Origin of the sequence: Mesorhizobium sp. M0243 (assembly GCF_040321775.1) — a bacterium.
GTDB lineage: Bacteria > Pseudomonadota > Alphaproteobacteria > Rhizobiales > Rhizobiaceae > Mesorhizobium.
Genome location: NZ_JAMYSF010000001.1, coordinates 349,517 through 365,734, shown reverse-complemented (window position 1 = coordinate 365,734; position 16,218 = coordinate 349,517). Strand labels below are relative to the sequence as shown.

Sequence of the window (16,218 nt, the reverse complement as noted above, 5' to 3'; positions counted from 1 at the left end):
TGGGTCGGGCATTTCTTCGGTATGGCACTCCGGGTCGCCTCGTGTCGAGTAGTTCGGCAATTCTCGTCTGGTCCATCGGCTCTGACGCAAATTCTGTGATTGGAAGAGGTGTTCGCGAACCCCTGCCCTGCCCATTTGCGCCTCACGGGGAACACTGGCGCCGGAAATGCCCCCGCAGAGTTGGACGTGGACCGTGCAGGACAAACGGCGCGTGCTGAGTGCGGCCACATGGTCGGCCCCATTCAAGCCCGCCAGACTCACGGTTGAATGACGTCTGATTCAGAGCGTCAGCGAGTGAGTTCCAGCGCACGTTCAGGACAGGATCGCGCGCCTCGCGATGCAGGCAGTTCCTCCCCTTCCGCAACTTCAATGTCACCAGGCAGGACATAGCCCTCGTCATCAAGCTTGAAGATGTCCGGCGCTTGCGCCGCGCATCGCGCGTGACCCTGGCATTTGGCCTTTTGGACGATGATGCGCATGGCGCTGCCTCCATTGTCTGTGCCCCGGCTCGGGGCGGGCCTAAGACCAGTCCAGGATCAAATTTTCGATCCCGAACACATGGCCGCCAGAAGTTATCGGCGCCGTACCCTGCTTGATCCTGAAAGCCGGGACGCGCGCCAGCCACTCCTCCAGGCCAATGACAATCTCCCGCCGGGCAAGGTGTGAGCCAAGGCAACGGTGGGGACCATAGCCAAACGCTGCGTGGCGGTTGTCCTCCCGCTCTAAATCAATCGTGTTGGGGCATTCGAATTCCGCCGGGTCACGATTGGCAATCATCGTGGCGCAGGAAACATAGTCCCCCTTCCGGATCGGCGCGCCTTCGAAGTCGATATCTTTCGTGGCCACGCGGATCAACTGAATGGGCGGATAGGCCCGCAGTAATTCTTCGGTTGCGAGCGGGATGCGGTCCGGTTCGCTCCGCAGCAATTGCTGATCTTTGAGGTTGCGTGCGAGGTACGCCAAGTCAAAGCCTATAGCTGCTGCGACCGTGTCGAGCCCAGCGACGAAGACAAGCACGCCGATGCCGCGGACTTGGGTGTCCGTCAGCCGGCGGCCCTCGACCTGTGCCTGCACGATAAAGGTCATGAAATCGTCAACCGCCTCGTCGCGGCGCATCGCTGCAAGTTCGTCGATGAATGCCACGATCGTCCGGGCAGCCACAGGTCGTTCCTTATCGTCGCCGTGGAGCAGATCTTTCCCCCAGCCGACGAATGTATCGAGTCGGTCATCAGGCAACCCCAGAAAGCGAAGAAAGGTGCTCACCGCGAAAGGAAAGGCAAAATCCTTCATCACGTCGCAGCTTGTGCCCGACGCGGCGATCCTTTCGATCAGCTCGACCGCCCGTTCGCGGACAGCCGGTTCCAAAGCCAACACCCGCTTTGGCGAAAGCAGCGGATTGAGCAGTGAGCGAAAGACGCCATGGGCCGGTGGATCGAGCTCAAGCGGGATCGTCGGCCAGTTTTCACCCAGTATGGAGGAGAAGATGCTGCGATGGCTGGAAAAAGTCTCTGCGTCCTGCAGCACCCTCCGCTGGTCCGCGGCACGGGTGATGACCCAGGTACCCCGGCCATCTTGCGTGTTGTAGCGGGAGTAAAAGATCGGAGGCCCGTCATGTACGCGAGCGACAGCTGCGTGTGGATCCCCGTTGGGTGTTGGTGGCATCCCTGGCGATGTAAACAGGCTGAAGTCCCTCACCATTTCGGGTGGGACATGATCTGGAACGGGGTTGGTCGCCATTTTGTTTTCTCTACATTGGCGTTCATGGCTCGATTGAGATTGCACGGCTGTTCATAAAGTCGATTTCCAGCATGGGCACGTCTCTTGTCGGGCGCCTTCTAGATTCTGTCGCCTGATACAGCCCACCTGCACCAGCGCGGATGAGATCGGTTGCGAAGTCGATCAGAAGGGGCATCTCCGCCGCTCTGCGGTCATGAAGCAAAGCCGCCGCTATTCCCGTTGGGGTTGAGAGGCTGGTCAATCACCGCTGAGCTCCGTGACGCACTGCTGATGCCCTGCTGATCAAATCGTCGAAGCAAGTCGCGTGCCGGATAGGCGTACCCATGGCGCTGCACCAAGCAATGCCAGCCTGCACTGGGCCCGCCGCTGGGATCACCTGTCCATCATTCTTAGGACAACGTCCGACAACCGACATCCGTGGTCGGTTTTGTCGAGTCCGCGACATCAAGCTGTTCGGTTTGGCTGCTGCTGCACAGCCTTCCGGTCGACGAGCGAGGAGATCGCTCGCACGGCCCGGATTGAGCAACGACGCGATCCAGCGCAAGGATCGACTGCGGTCCGACAAGACCCGACGGCGCTTGCGCGCGATGATCGGAATATCAACAAGGTCGAGCCGCGCTTCGGTTCGGCGTTGATGGCGTATGCGTTTTATCGCTCGCAGGCGCTGCAAGGATTTTCGGTCAGACGGCGATGCACTCGTGCGCACCGGTCCGGCCGGCGACCAGCTTGACTGTATCGATGCGGTCCATTCCGGCGTGCATCACCTGACCGTGCGCATCCGCTACGACGGCAAGCCTTTCCGCTCATGGACCTAAATTTCCTCGCGAGCCGCTGTCGGAACGTGGTGCCGAGTCCTATAGCGGCCGGTTCAATCCGAGGGCCTGTCGGCACACTCTATATATCCCTGTCGCTCGGACCGGGAATGCGTGGCAGACTCTCGGCCAGAAACCGCCAGTCGCTGCGCTCGCGTTCGCCTTCCTTGCGCGTGCCGAAGAACTGGATGATCATCTTGCCGTCGGCGCCATAGGCTTCAATGGACGTGACGTGACCGTCCCTCGTCGGCTTGCGCACGGCCCAGACCTCGCGGATGTGATGGGTCCTCAGATGCAGATGGAAGGTCTCGTCGAGCACATTGATCCGCGGCCCGATCTGCTTGACCGACTTGATTGGGCCGGAATGGATCTGGATGCAACCACGATTGCCGACAAAGCACATGATAGGCATCTCGTCTTCGGCCGCCTGTTGGAACAGGGCGCCAACGGCATCATTGTCGAGCAGCCAAGCGTAATCTTCGTCGGCCATACGCATTGCCTGGCAGCGGCTGAGCTTCAGTGTCTTCAACATATGGTAGAACTGATGCACGTCGCTCAGCCGGCTCCAGTGCTCGCGTAGGTCGTCGGCCGTGGCGGCTTGGTCTGGACTCACTGCGTTATCGCGCGCACCGCCCGCTTCGACCGATATGATCGGCTCCTGGTCGTAGGATACGAGCTCTGCCGTCAGATCCTGATAGGCGTGCAGGTTCGAGGCGGGCCTGAGATGTACTTTGTGCATCGCCTCGCCGGCGGCATCAAAGAATTGCAGGCTGCGGCGGATCTCGGCTCCCTCGCGCTTCTCGAAGGCGAAGCCATACGCCCACGCTTTCGGGAAGATGCGCAGGTCGATGTCGTCGCCGAGCACCATGGCATGCTGGTTGCCGGTGACCACTTTGTCGTAGACGCCGATCTTTTGGTGCACGGCACTTTCGTTGCGGGTGAGCGCCATCACCTCGCCGACCGCTTCGAGGCCCATCAGCAGATCATCGACGCGCGGCTCGATGCGCACCGCGCCGTGACCACAATGCGCCGCGACGAATTCGGCTTCCGAAATGCCCAATCGAGCGGCGAGATCATGCTCCCGGATTTTCGGATTGTCTTCGCACGCCCACCGTATTTCATCCGGCGACGGTTTCTCGCGCTGGTCCATGTCTTACCCCTGGTTCTACCTACGTGTAAGGATCAGCTGCCCTGCCGGGGAATCTTCAGCCGATAGGGCGGCCGTAATGCTCGCCCCTGATCTGCTGCTGGCCCATGAACAAAGTGTCGCTGGACAGCGTGCATACGGCGTCGCACCCGCGCGAAAACCGGCGAGCAGGCACATGCCGATGGCATCCCGTTGAGCCGGTCGGCGGCTAATGGGCGGTGGTGAGCGAGTGTGGGTGTTGTCGCAATCGGCCAAGCGGGCATTCGGATGCCACGGGCGGCGCTGCTTTGCCCAAGCGAGGCGTATCTGACCCGGTCCTGACATGTTGCTCCCTTGCTTCGCCCCATCCATCGCGAGGGCACCCACGGCATGATTGCGGATCGGCATGCTCTTGCCGCCTCGCCAAACGGAGCCTCAAAAACCGTGCCAATTGCGCCGAAGCAAGCTCAGAAGACGTTCTGTATTTGCTGATGTGAGTTCAACCAAGAACTCAGGCCCAAGATCCCTCGTGGCGATCCCGACAAACCCGACAGTACGTGTCGGTTGGCCGACAGCTTCGCAGCAATGCACTCACAAGAAGCACGGCAGTGTCAGAGATGCCGCGCTGTGTTGAAACGTTTTTTTTCGCTTTGGCACGGTGCATGCGACGTGATGCGCAAGCAGGTCCCGGACTGAGGAGAATGGAGCCATGATTACGCTCACCGACAACGCTGTTGCCGCCTTCAAGACTGCTCTTTCCCGCGCCAGCGAGCCGGCGGAAGGCTTTCGCATTGTGGTCGAGGCCGGCGGCTGCGCCGGCTTCAAATACTTAATGGGCCTGGAGAGCGTGCCGCGCGAGGGCGACGCGATCACTGACACAGATGGGATCAAGCTGTTCGTGGACGCGGGCTCCCAACCCCATGTCGCCGGCATGACCGTCGACTTCCTCACCGGGCTCGAATCCTCCGGTTTTGTCTTCGATAACCCCAATGCGCGCGAAAAGTGCGGCTGCGGCAAGTCCTTCAGTTAAACGCCCGAAGCGCCTGTGCGGCCGAGAGACTGATTTTGCGGCAGAGGAGACTTATATGGCCGGCACGACAGATGTCCCCGTCCTAAAGAACAAGGTAAGGTCAAAGCCGATCTCGGGACAGCCATTCGCTTCCCTAGGATGCAAAGAACGTCGCCTCCCGAAACAGCTCGGGTCCTGGTGTCACCCGAGCTGCTTGCGGACAAATCGCGCCGCTGCGCCAAATTCGGCTCATCGAAGACCTTATCGCGTTCGGGCCGTCCTTACCTGCGGGCTGACGACGGGCACTGCGAACATGTCACCGGTCTACGTCAAACACTCCAGGCGTCTGCGGCGGCTGCCAGTTCAGGCCCATTATCATCAACGGCATGCGCCAGAGGCTCAACGAGTGGGTCCGCGCCGCGTCATTCTGGTTAACTGAGGATCGCACCTATGAAGCCTGTCTACCTCGACAACAACGCGACCACACGGGTCGATCCTGCGGTTCTGCAAGCGATGTTGCCGTTCTTTAGGGATCAATTCGGCAACCCTTCGTCGGCGCACGCTCTTGGCGCCTCAGTCAGTGCCGCGGTGAGAAAGGCGCGGAGGCAGTTGCAAGCGCTGATCGGCGCGGAGTTCGAGGATGAGATCACCTTCACCTCGGGTGGGACAGAAAGCGACAATGCAGCGCTCCTTTCAGCGCTCGAGGCGGCGCCCAACCGAACCGAGATCGTGACGTCCGCGGTCGAGCATCCCGCCGTGCTGACGCTCTGCGCGCATCTTGAGAAGACCCGCCGCGTCAAGGTGCACAGGATCCCGGTGGATTGCCGTGGCCGGCTCGACCTCGACGCCTATATGGCCGCCCTGACCCCAAGGGTGGCAATCGTTTCCATAATGTGGGCGAACAATGAGACTGGTGTGATCTTCCCCGTGGCCAGGCTTGCCGAGTTGGCCAAGGAAGTGGGCGCCCTATTCCATACCGATGCTGTGCAGGCGGTCGGCAAGCTTCCGATGGACCTGAAGTCGACCGCAATCGACATGCTGTCGCTCTCCGGCCACAAGCTGCACGGGCCGAAAGGGATCGGTGCGCTTTTCGTAAAACGTGGCGTCAATTTCCATTCGCTGATCAAGGGGGGCCACCAAGAACACAACCGGCGTGCTGGCACCGAGAATACGCCCGGCATAGCCGGGCTCGGCACGGCGGCCGAACTCGCATTGAAATTCATGGACGACGAGACCACTCGGGTAAAGTCGCTCCGCGATCGCCTGGAGGGCGGGATCCTCCAGCGCATCCCAAGCACCTGTGTCACTGGTGATCCCCTGCAACGGTTGCCCAACACCGCAAACATCTCCTTCGAACATGTCGACAGTGATGGAATTCCACTTCTCCTCAGCCGCATTGGCATCGCGTGTTCCTCTGGCTCGGCCTGCACCTCCGGCTCTCTGGAACCAAGCCATGTCCTAAGCGCGATGAAAACGCCGCACGCGGCAGTCCGCTTCTCCTTGGCGCGGGACAACAGCGAAGAGGATATCGACCGGGTGCTCGAGGTCATGCCGGCAATCGTGGGGAAGCTGCGCAGCTTTTTCGGTTCTGGGCCGGGTAATCCGGTCTATGCGTGAGCGGCAGAAGAACAGGCTGCCGGTCATGACCCGTCATGTCTCTCTCAACGATACGACCTTGCGCGATGGCGAGCAGGCGCCGGGCGTCGCCTTTACCACGACGGAAAAGCTGGAGATCGCTGAGTCTCTTGCGGCGGCCGGCGTGACAGAGATCGAGATCGGCACGCCGGTCATGGGCGTCGACGAGATCGAAACAATTCGCGCCGTGGTCGCGCGGCGTCTTCCGGTTCGCCTCATGGCCTGGTGCCGGATGACGTCGTTGGATCTCGATGCAGCGATCGAGAGCGGCGTCCAAGCCGTCAATTTGTCGCTGCCTGCGTCGGACATCCAACTTGCCGCCAAGCTCGGCCTCGACAAGGCGGGAGCGCTCCAGGTCATCGATCATATGGTCAGGCGCGCCGCCGCCGCCGGCTTCTTCGTCGCGGTGGGCTGCGAGGATGCCTCGCGGGCCAATCGGGATCATCTCGCCCGCGTCATCGAGACGGCCGCACGCGCCGGCGCAAGCCGCGTCAGGCTAGCCGACACAGTCGGTGTTCTCGACCCGTTTTCGACCTTTGAACTTGTCGTCCAGCTCGTGGCGCAGTCTCCAATCGACCTTGAATTTCATGCGCACAACGATCTCGGACTTGCTGGCGCCAACACGCTAGCCGCGATCCGCGCAGGCGCGCGCCATGCCTCCGTCACCGTCCTGGGGCTCGGCGAGCGTGCGGGCAATGCCGCGCTGGAAGAGGTGGCCGCCGCGATGGCGGTCTTCGGCGGCGCAGATACCGGCATCGAGCTGACCGCATTGCCCGGCCTCGCTGCCGAGGTGGCCTGGGCCGCCCGCCGGCAGACCGCGGCCACTAAGCCGGTCGTCGGCGCCGATGTTTTCACCCACGAATCCGGCATTCACGTCGCAGGGCTGCTGAAGGACTCGCGTACTTATCAGGGGCTTGATCCGGCTCTCGTGGGCCGCTGCCGGCGGATCGTCATCGGCAAGCATTCCGGCGCCACTGCGATTGCCCATGTGCTGAGCGAAAGCGGTCGCGATCTCGACCCGGATCTGGCAGCCGCGATGGTGGCCCGCGTCCGGCGCGAGGCGGCCGAGACCAAATCGACGCTCACTGCAACTCAACTGGTCGAGCTCTACGATAAAATGTGCAGCGAGGCGTCCCTGTTCGAGCTGTGCGGGTCCAGGTCAGCCGTGCGCGCGCGCGCAAAGGCCACAGTTTTGCGACCAGGGAGAATGCAATGAATTGTTCCGCTGACAGCCGCCCCATCGATGTCACAGACATCCTCGCACGACTGAAGCGCCTGTCGGCCGCGGAGGAGTTCTTCTCAGTCCTTGGCGTCTCCTATGACCCCAAGGTGCTGAATGTCTCGCGGCTCCATATAATGAAGCGCGTGGGCCAATACCTTGCCGAAGAAGATTTCTCCGGTCTGCCCGACCAGGTGATTGCCGCGAGGGTGCGCGCGACGCTCGAACGCGCTTACGAGGACTTTGCGATTTCCTCGCCGCTCACGCATCGGGTCTTCAAGGTGCTCAAGGACCACGATCCGAACAAACCTGCCGCGCCGGGTCACACCTTTGTCCCGTTCGACTCGGTACTGAAGCGGTTCGGACGGGAATGAGCGGCGACAAGGGTGCGACGCGACAATGTCGAGCAGCCGACAAATCCGGTCATCACCACAGCGCCGTCAGAAGCAACCAGCCGAAGTTGTAGGAAAGGGGGCAGCGCAAGAGACTTGGCACGAATTATGCGGATCAAGGAGATAACCGACAATGCCCGCACCCGGACAGGAGCCTAGAGAAACCGCCAATGCACATCGTAATCTGCATCAAGCAGGTGCCGGACTCGGCACAGATAAGGGTCCATCCGGTGACGAACACAATCATGCGCCAGGGTGTTCCGACCATCATCAACCCTTACGACCTGTTCGCCCTCGAAGAAGCGCTCAGACTGCGCGATGCCTATGGCGGCGAAGTCACTGTGCTCACCATGGGTCCGCCCATGGCAGAGGACGCGCTGCGCAAGGCGCTCGGCTACGGCGCCGACCGAGCGGTGCTCTTGACCGACCGCTATTTTGCCGGCTCCGACACGCTGGCGACCTCGTTCGCCCTTTCCCAGGCAATCGCGAAGGTCGGCGAGACGTTCGGCACGCCAGACCTCGTCTTCACCGGCAAGCAGACGATCGATGGCGACACCGCCCAGGTCGGGCCCGGCATCGCCAAGCGCCTCGGACTCCTGCAACTGACCTATGTCGCGAAGATCCCCTCTGTTGACCTTGCTGCAGGCGAGATCAAGGTCGAGCGCCGCTCCGAAGGCGGCACACAGATGCTGAAGAGCAGGCTGCCTTGTCTCATCACCATGCTAGAAGGCACAAACGAGATCCGCCGGGGCTCGATCCACGACGCCTTGTGCGCCGCGCGCAGCCAGGTCTTGAAATGGAGCGCGGCCGACGCCGGCATTGAGGATCTCACCAAATGCGGCCTGCGCGGCTCACCGACGGTCGTCAAGCGTGTTTTCGCCCCTCCTGCTCGAGCTGACAAGGCGGCACTAATCGACACCGCCGAGAAGGCCTTGCGCGATGTCGCTGACGAACTCATCACCGCAATCTTCACCCGCCAGCCGGCGCTGGAACATGAGCTCGCCTTCAACGGCGGCGCGTGACGGCAAGGAGCAAAACGATGTCGACCGCGAACCGAGAAACCCCTCGCCCTGCCGCCGGCCGCGCCGGCATAAAGAAGGAGCTGCCCGCCCATTTCAAGGACTACCGGCACGTCTGGGTCTTCATCGAGCTCGAACGCGGCCAGGTCCACCCCGTATCATTCGAGCTGCTCGGCGAAGGCCGCAAATTAGCAGACAAGCTTCAGGTCCAGCTTGCAGGCGTCGTGCTCGGACCGCCGGGAGAGGCCGTCGGGAACGCCGTTGCCGAAGCATTCGCCTATGGTGCTGACCTTGTCTACATCGCCGAGGCGCCCCTGCTCGCCGACTATCGGAACGAGCCTTTCACCAAGGCAATGACGGATCTGGTCGATACCCACAAACCCGAAATCCTTCTTCTCGGTGCCACCACACTCGGCAGGGATCTTGCCGGCTCCGTGGCGACGACCTTGCAGACAGGGCTCACGGCCGACTGCACCGAACTCGATGTGGATACCGACAGTTCGCTCGCCGCCACGCGTCCGACTTTCGGCGGTTCCTTGTTGTGCACGATCTATACGCTCAATTTCCGCCCTCAGATGGCGACAGTGCGGCCAAGGGTCATGCCCATGCCGCAGCGGACGGATAAACCGGTCGGGCGTGTCATCCGGCACAAGCTCTCGCTTGCCGAGGACGAGATCGCTACCAAAGTCCTCGGCTTCCTGCCGGACAATCAGTCGGCAAAGGCAAACCTTGCCTATGCCGACGTCGTGGTTGCGGGAGGCCTTGGTCTTGGCGCGGCGGAGAACCTGCAGCTTGTGAAGAACCTCGCGCGAGCAATCGGCGCCGAGCATGGCTGTTCGCGCCCGTTGGTCCAGAAGAGCTGGATGCCAGCTGATCGGCAGATCGGCCAGACTGGCAAGACCATCCGGCCGAAGCTTTACATAGCGGCCGGGATTTCCGGCGCCGTCCAGCATCGGGTTGGCGTCGAGGGGGCGGATCTCATCGTGGCCATCAACACCGACCCGAACGCGCCGATTTTCGATTTCGCTCACCTCGGAATCGTCACCGACGCGATCCGCTTCCTGCCCGCACTGACGGAAGCCTTCACCCGGCGGCTGTCGCCCCACAGTCGCGATAAGCTTGCGAGCTAAGGGACGGACATGATCGAGGAAAACTTCGACGCCATTGTTGTTGGGGCAGGCATGTCCGGAAACGCAGCTGCTTACACCATGGCCAGCCATGGCCTAAAGGTGCTGCAGTTGGAGCGCGGTGAATATCCGGGCTCCAAGAATGTCCAAGGTGCCATCATGTACGCGAACATGCTGGAGAAGATCATCCCGGATTTCAGGGACGATGCGCCTCTCGAGCGGCATTTGGTTGAACAGCGGCTTTGGGTGATGGACGACACATCCCATACCGGGATTCACTATCGGTCGGACGACTTCAATGAGGCCAAGCCCAACCGATACACAATCATCCGTGCCCAGTTCGACAAATGGTTTTCGCGTAAGGTGCGCGAGGCAGGCGCGACGGTTCTGTGCGAGACGACCGTGACGGAGCTCATCCGTGACGCCAAGGACAGGGTGGTCGGCGTCCGCACAGATCGGGCCGGCGGAGCCATCTACGCGGACGTGGTCGTTCTCGCAGAAGGTGTCTGCGGACTGCTTGGCACGCGAGCCGGCCTGCGCCAGATGCCGAAGCCACAAACCGTGGCGCTCGCCGTTAAGGAAATGCATTTCCTGCCCGAAGAGGTCATTGAGCAGCGGTTCGGCGTCAAGGGCGATGAAGGCTGCGTGATCGAGGCGGTGGGCACGACCTCCCGCAGCATGGCCGGGCTCGGCTTCCTCTACACCAACAAGGAGTCGATCTCACTGGGCATTGGCTGCCTCGTCTCCGATTTTGCCGCGATGGTCGAGAGCCCCTACGTTCTCCTTGATGCCTTAAAGAGCCATCCTTCGATCCGGCCGCTGATCGCCGGCTCGGAAGTGAAAGAATATTCCGCACACCTCATTCCCGAAGGCGGCTACAAGGCTATTCCGCAGCTGTTTGGCGATGGTTGGGTCGTGGTCGGCGATGCCGCGCAACTGAACAACGCCATTCACCGCGAGGGTTCGAACCTCGCCATGACCTCCGGCCGCATCGCGGCTGAGGCAATCATCGAGGTCAACAGCCGCAACGCTCCTATGACCAAACGAAATCTCGCTCTTTACAAAGCCATGCTGGACAAGTCCTTCGTGGTCAAGGACCTAAAGAAATACAAAGATATGCCGGCCTTGCTCCACACCAATTCCTGCAATTACTTCACAACTTATCCGCGGTTGATGTCGCAAGCCGCGCAGAACTTCATGCGTGTCGACGGCACGCCGAAGATCGAGAAGGAAAAGGCGACCACGGCGGCCTTCATCAAGGCGCGCTCGCGTTGGGGGCTGGTCAGCGACGCGGTCCGCCTTGCATTGGCGTGGCGCTGAAGGGAGACGAAATGACGATCGCAGTGACAAAGTCACGTGTCGAGGACAAGCTTTACCAGAACCGCTACTTGGTGGATTCCGGCCGCCCGCATATCAAAGTGCGACCGCACGAGAGGCCAAGCGCGAACTTGCTCGCGCTTACCCACGTCTGCCCGGCGAAATGTTATGAGTTGAACGACAAAGGTCAAGTGGAGATCACTGCTGACGGCTGCATGGAGTGCGGCACCTGCCGGATTTTGTGTGAGACCAGTGGCGAGATCGAGTGGAACTATCCACGCGGCGGTTTCGGAGTCCTCTTCAAATTCGGATGACCGACGCACGCACGTACTAAGAGGGTTGATCTTGATACAGTTTAGGTCTCGCCCAATGCCAAGTCTATTTTCTTTGCTTCGATCGTCGCTTTGACGAAGAGAAGCTCGTGAATACTGTGCTTTCAGAATTCAGATAAAAAAGGAGGAGCACTCTGGACGACAACCCCTGAGGTGTTTCCATGACCCACGGACCGCAAGATCGGGTCGACGAGGTTGGACCTCGGGAGACCCGCCCTGAACCGCCCATCAAAAGCATGCCCCAATCAGATATCGCGCTCAGAGGACTCTACGAGATATCGAAGGTGCTGACCGCCCCCAGCGAGCTGGAGATTACGCTCGCCAATGTCGTGAACGTACTGCCTTCATTTCTGCAGATGCGTCACGGAGCAATCGTCGTCCTGGACGCTGAAGGAGAGCTGGAGATTGCCGCGACTGCCGGCAATACCCACGTACGTCAATCAGGCACTCGCCGCGTCATACCACAGGCCGTAGCAGATCAAATCGTCGCTACGGGGACGCCGCTCTTCATACCGGACGTGCGCAAGTCCCAACTATTTCAGGCTGACCTTCAAACGTCTTCGAGCATCGGAACCATCCCAATTGCCTTTATCGGTATCCCGCTAAAGGCTGATCATGATATCCTTGGGACATTGTCGATCGACCGCGCCGGAGACGGCGCCACCGACTTTCGCGACGACGAGGACATTTATTTCCTGACGATGGTCGCCAACCTTGTCGGCCGGACCATCCGCCTCCATCGCGCCCTGAGTACAGATCGTCAGCGGTGTGGCCATGAGCAATCGGGACCGGAGAAATCGCCCAACGAGGGGAGGACCTACGACCCTGCCCGGCATGCGGATGCCAAAATCGACGGGATCATCGGGGAAAGCCCCGCACTCAAGCAGGTGCTCGAAACCGTCTCGGTCGTAGCAGGGACCAATTCCACCGTGCTTCTGCGGGGTGAAAGCGGCACCGGCAAGGAATTCTTTGCGCAGGCCATCCATAAGCTCTCACATCGGAGGAAGAAGTCTTTCGTCAAATTGAACTGCGCCGCACTGTCTGAAAGCGTTCTGGAGTCAGAACTGTTTGGGCATGAAAAGGGCGCTTTCACGGGTGCTATCTCCCAGCGCGCCGGTCGTTTTGAATTGGCAAATGAGGGAACGCTGCTACTTGATGAAATCGGCGAGATTTCGCCGGCCTTTCAAGCCAAGCTGTTGCGTGTCTTGCAGGAAGGCGAGTTGGAGCGAGTCGGCGGCACCAAAACGCTACAGGTCGACGTGCGCCTCATATGCGCCACCAACAAGGACCTCGAGACGGCCGTCATAAAAGGGGAGTTCAGGGCCGACCTTTATTACCGCATCAATGTCGTGCCAATCATCCTGCCTCCGCTCAGAGAGAGAACCGGCGATATTCCACGCCTTGCGAACGCCTTCCTCAACCGGTTCAACAAGGAGAACGATCGCGCACTAGCCTTCGCGGCGCCGGCGCTTGACCTGATCTCGCAATGTTACTTCCCTGGTAACGTCCGCGAGCTGGAGAACTGCGTCCAAAGGACGGCCACACTTGCGCGCTCAAGGACGATCACTCCATCCGATTTCGCCTGTAAGAAGGGCCAGTGCCTTTCCTGGCTCCTCTGGAAGCGAGCCGACCGATCGAATGGCGGCAATGCCATCGACGATCTCGCACGGGTCAACGCAGTGCCGGTCGGATTGCGGCTGCCGGCCAGTTGCATCGGTGCCTCCGCAGCCAAGATATCTCCCTTTACGGCCGGCGATCCGAACGATCCCACTTGTCCCCCGCGTCTGGCGGAACGCGACCGGGTGATCGACGCGATGGACAAGGCCGGTTGGGTTCAGGCCAGGGCGGCTCGTATCCTCGGCCTCACGCCGCGGCAAGTCGGCTACGCCCTGCGCCGGCATGGTATCGTGGTGAAGAAATTCTAGACGTCGTGATGACGTCAACCGTAAGCAGCCCGGAGTGGTCTCGTTCACACTTTGCGCGCCCAAGGCTGCTAGCCTCGCGACCCTATTTGCTTGTCCACTGTCGTAAGCCCGACAAAGGTGTGTCGGAGCAATCCGAAGGAATCTGACACGACAAGCCTATTCGTGAACCGAAACAGCTCTTTGAGCTGGCATAGCTCTTGCGCTTTGAACTGCGACATCACGCAGCAACGGAGCCGTTCATGTCTGCACCGGCAATTTCGCTTGAGAGCCTCAGCACGACATTCGGTGACCAGTTGCTTGGCACCATGAAACCCGGTGGCTGCGCGTCATCCTGCGGCTCGTCGACAAAGCCCGACGACACGGATCCGGCTGTCTGGGAGAAGATCAAGGATCACCCCTGCTTTTCAGAAGAGGCGCATCACTATTTCGCGCGCATGCACGTCGCGGTCGCGCCGGGCTGCAACATCCAGTGCAACTACTGCAATCGCAAATATGACTGCGCCAACGAAAGCCGGCCTGGGGTGGCCTCTGAAAAGCTGACGCCCGACCAGGCGCTACGCAAGGTGATCGCGGTCGCCAGCGAGGTGCCGCAGCTTTCCGTGCTCGGCATCGCCGGACCGGGCGATGCCTGTTACGACTGGAAGAAGACGAAGGCGACCTTCGCCAGGGTCGCCAGGGAAATCCCAGACATCAAGTTTTGCATCTCCACGAATGGGCTCGCGCTACCGGACCATGTCGATGAGCTTGCCGACATGAATGTCGATCACGTGACGATCACCATCAACATGGTCGACCCTGAGGTCGGTACAAAGATATATCCTTGGATCTTTTACGACCATCGCCGCTACGTCGGCCTCGAAGCCGCCCGGATGCTGCACGAGCGGCAGATGTTGGGCCTGGAGATGCTGACCGCGCGCGGCATCCTCACCAAAATCAATTCGGTGATGATTCCTGGCGTGAACGATGAGCATCTGATCGAGGTGAATAGATGGGTCAAGGAGCGAGGCGCGTTCCTGCACAACCTCATGCCGCTGATTTCGGACCCGGCGCACGGCACGCACTACGGACTGAGTGGGCAGCGCGGCCCAAACGCAATGGAGCTGAAGGCTCTTCAGGATCGTCTCGAAGGCGGCGCCCAGTTGATGCGCCACTGCCGGCAGTGCCGGGCAGATGCCGTCGGCATGCTTGGCGAGGATCGTGGCCAGGAATTCACGGCCGACCGGATTCCCGGCGAGGTCACCTACGATGCCAGCAAGCGTAACGCCTATCGGGAGCTGGTCGCGCAGGAGCGCCGTGATCACGTGGCGGCCAGAAGTGAAGCGATCGGATTGGTCAAGGCAGCGAGGCCCGGCAAATCCGTCCTCTTCGCGGTGGCGACCAAGGGCGGCGGCCGCGTCAACGAACATTTCGGCCATGCGAAGGAATTCCAGGTTTACGAAGCCTCGCCGAGAGGGATCAGCTTTGTCGGGCATCGCAAGGTGGAGAAGTATTGCCTCGGCGGCTTGGGCAAGGAAGCCGCCCTCGATGGCATCATCGCAGCCCTTCAAGGCATAGATATCGTGCTGTGCGCCAGGATTGGAACTTGCCCGCAGGATCAGCTCGCGGACGCTGGAATCAGAGCCACCGACGCTTGCGCCCATGACTATATCGCGACGGCAATCAGCGCGATTTACACCGCCGCGTCAGGGGCCCCCGCACTCGCGGCGACGGCCTGAGCTGTCTCATCCATTCGGACCAGGAGTTAAAATGGCTTTCAAGATCATCGCATCCCAATGCACCCAATGCGGCGCCTGCGAATTCGAATGTCCTTCCGGCGCGATCAAGTTCAAAGGCGAGAGCTACGTGATCGAGTCACAGAAGTGCACCGAATGCGAGGGGGTCTTCGATGCGCAGCAATGTGCCTCGGTATGTCCCGTGCCGAAGACCTGCGTTCCTGCGTGACCACATGGCTGCCGACATGGTTGGGGCTGCCTACGCAGGACGCCTGGAACGCACAACCTGCAGCCGCAAGAGAAATCAGGGAACGGACATGTCGCTCGGACGCGAAGAGGAGATCGAAATCCGCAGGCCGCCACGCTTCATGCCGGGAGAGCGGGTACGTGCTACTCGCCACATAAAGAATGACGGCACCTATCCTGGCAGGGAGATCGGCGAAAATCTCGTGCGCAAGGGCGACGAGGGATATGTGCGCGACATCGGCACCTTTCTCCAGCAGTTCTTCATCTATGCGGTCGAGTGGATCGACCGTGGCACCGTCGTCGGCATGCGAGCGCGTGAACTGATGAGCCTCGAGAAAGCCGAGTCCTGCAGTGCTGAAAGCAATACCAATGAAGGGACGGCCAGATGAAAGTCATGATCCGCAGGACCGATGCTGGCTTGTCGGCCTATGTCCCCAAAAAGGACCTCGAAGAGCCGATCATCAAGCTCGAGAAGGAAGAGTTGTGGGGCGGAACTATCACGCTCCGGAACGGGTGGCGGCTCGTCTTACCCGATCTCCCACGGGATACGCGTCTGCCGATCACTGTCGAGGCAAGGAAGGTTTCCGAAGAGGACTGATGCTGCCGCTAA

General features: G+C 60.7%; 16 protein-coding genes and 1 pseudogene. 14 read left to right on the top strand and 3 right to left on the bottom strand.

The genetic code is table 11. The features are described 5' to 3' along the window. Positions 1–287 precede the first annotated feature (287 nt). Positions 288–479, bottom strand: a complete 192-nt coding sequence (locus NKJ11_RS01675) for a ferredoxin (RefSeq protein WP_352752785.1) — start codon at positions 477–479, stop codon at positions 288–290. Between the two features lie 40 nt (positions 480–519). After that, a complete protein-coding gene (locus tag NKJ11_RS01670) occupies positions 520–1,737 on the bottom strand; it encodes a cytochrome P450 (RefSeq protein ID WP_352792548.1) in 1,218 nt (405 codons plus the stop codon). Positions 1,738–2,164: 427 nt separating this feature from the next. Between NKJ11_RS01670 and NKJ11_RS01665 the strand changes: the two are divergent. Further along, positions 2,165–2,552 (top strand): annotated as a pseudogene (locus NKJ11_RS01665) (hypothetical protein). 79 nt (positions 2,553–2,631) lie between these two features. Here NKJ11_RS01665 and NKJ11_RS01660 read toward each other — a convergent pair. Beyond that, positions 2,632–3,699, bottom strand: coding sequence for a hemin-degrading factor (locus NKJ11_RS01660; RefSeq protein ID WP_352792547.1), 1,068 nt, complete (start codon positions 3,697–3,699; stop codon positions 2,632–2,634). 685 nt (positions 3,700–4,384) lie between these two features. Between NKJ11_RS01660 and NKJ11_RS01655 the strand changes: the two genes are divergently transcribed. The 13 genes from NKJ11_RS01655 to nifT all read left to right on the top strand — a co-directional run bounded on the left by NKJ11_RS01655 (position 4,385) and on the right by nifT (position 16,206). Next, a complete protein-coding gene (locus NKJ11_RS01655) occupies positions 4,385–4,705 on the top strand; it encodes a HesB/IscA family protein (protein WP_023736304.1) in 321 nt (106 codons plus the stop codon). A gap of 429 nt (positions 4,706–5,134) precedes the next feature. Beyond that, positions 5,135–6,301 (top strand): cysteine desulfurase NifS, encoded by a 1,167-nt coding sequence (gene nifS / locus NKJ11_RS01650; protein ID WP_352792545.1) that lies wholly within the window; start codon positions 5,135–5,137, stop codon positions 6,299–6,301. Positions 6,302–6,326: 25 nt separating this feature from the next. Further along, positions 6,327–7,535 carry a homocitrate synthase gene (gene nifV, locus NKJ11_RS01645; RefSeq protein ID WP_352792611.1) on the top strand — a complete coding sequence of 403 codons (1,209 nt, stop codon included), beginning with the start codon at positions 6,327–6,329 and terminating at the stop codon, positions 7,533–7,535. After that, positions 7,532–7,912: a nitrogenase stabilizing/protective protein NifW gene (gene nifW / locus NKJ11_RS01640; RefSeq protein WP_023736300.1), complete on the top strand. Its 381-nt coding sequence runs from the start codon at positions 7,532–7,534 to the stop codon at positions 7,910–7,912. Before nifV ends, nifW begins: the two co-directional genes overlap by 4 nt. Positions 7,913–8,100: 188 nt before the next feature. Beyond that, on the top strand, positions 8,101–8,952 hold the full coding sequence (locus NKJ11_RS01635; RefSeq protein WP_352792544.1) for an electron transfer flavoprotein subunit beta/FixA family protein: 852 nt from the start codon (positions 8,101–8,103) through the stop codon (positions 8,950–8,952). Positions 8,953–8,969: 17 nt separating this feature from the next. After that, the gene (locus tag NKJ11_RS01630; RefSeq protein ID WP_023766900.1) at positions 8,970–10,079 is read left to right on the top strand and encodes an electron transfer flavoprotein subunit alpha/FixB family protein; all 1,110 of its coding nucleotides are present in this window, start codon (positions 8,970–8,972) and stop codon (positions 10,077–10,079) included. 9 nt (positions 10,080–10,088) lie between these two features. Beyond that, on the top strand, positions 10,089–11,396 hold the full coding sequence (locus tag NKJ11_RS01625; RefSeq protein ID WP_023784677.1) for an FAD-binding protein: 1,308 nt from the start codon (positions 10,089–10,091) through the stop codon (positions 11,394–11,396). Between the two features lie 11 nt (positions 11,397–11,407). Next, entirely contained in the window at positions 11,408–11,707 is a 300-nt protein-coding gene (locus tag NKJ11_RS01620) for a ferredoxin family protein (protein ID WP_023678245.1), read from the top strand. Positions 11,708–11,886: 179 nt separating this feature from the next. Beyond that, complete coding sequence (gene nifA, locus NKJ11_RS01615; RefSeq protein WP_502905778.1) at positions 11,887–13,650, top strand: nif-specific transcriptional activator NifA; 1,764 nt, start codon at positions 11,887–11,889, stop codon at positions 13,648–13,650. A 239-nt stretch (positions 13,651–13,889) separates the two neighbouring features. Next, positions 13,890–15,365: a nitrogenase cofactor biosynthesis protein NifB gene (nifB, locus tag NKJ11_RS01610; RefSeq protein ID WP_352554114.1), complete on the top strand. Its 1,476-nt coding sequence runs from the start codon at positions 13,890–13,892 to the stop codon at positions 15,363–15,365. Positions 15,366–15,396: 31 nt separating this feature from the next. Continuing rightward, on the top strand, positions 15,397–15,591 hold the full coding sequence (locus NKJ11_RS01605; protein ID WP_023672218.1) for a 4Fe-4S dicluster domain-containing protein: 195 nt from the start codon (positions 15,397–15,399) through the stop codon (positions 15,589–15,591). Positions 15,592–15,679: 88 nt separating this feature from the next. Further along, positions 15,680–15,997: a nitrogen fixation protein NifZ gene (locus NKJ11_RS01600; protein WP_352554113.1), complete on the top strand. Its 318-nt coding sequence runs from the start codon at positions 15,680–15,682 to the stop codon at positions 15,995–15,997. Beyond that, positions 15,994–16,206: a putative nitrogen fixation protein NifT gene (gene nifT, locus NKJ11_RS01595; RefSeq protein WP_023813715.1), complete on the top strand. Its 213-nt coding sequence runs from the start codon at positions 15,994–15,996 to the stop codon at positions 16,204–16,206. The genes NKJ11_RS01600 and nifT overlap by 4 nt, the downstream gene beginning before the upstream one ends. The last annotated feature ends 12 nt before the right edge of the window (positions 16,207–16,218 follow it).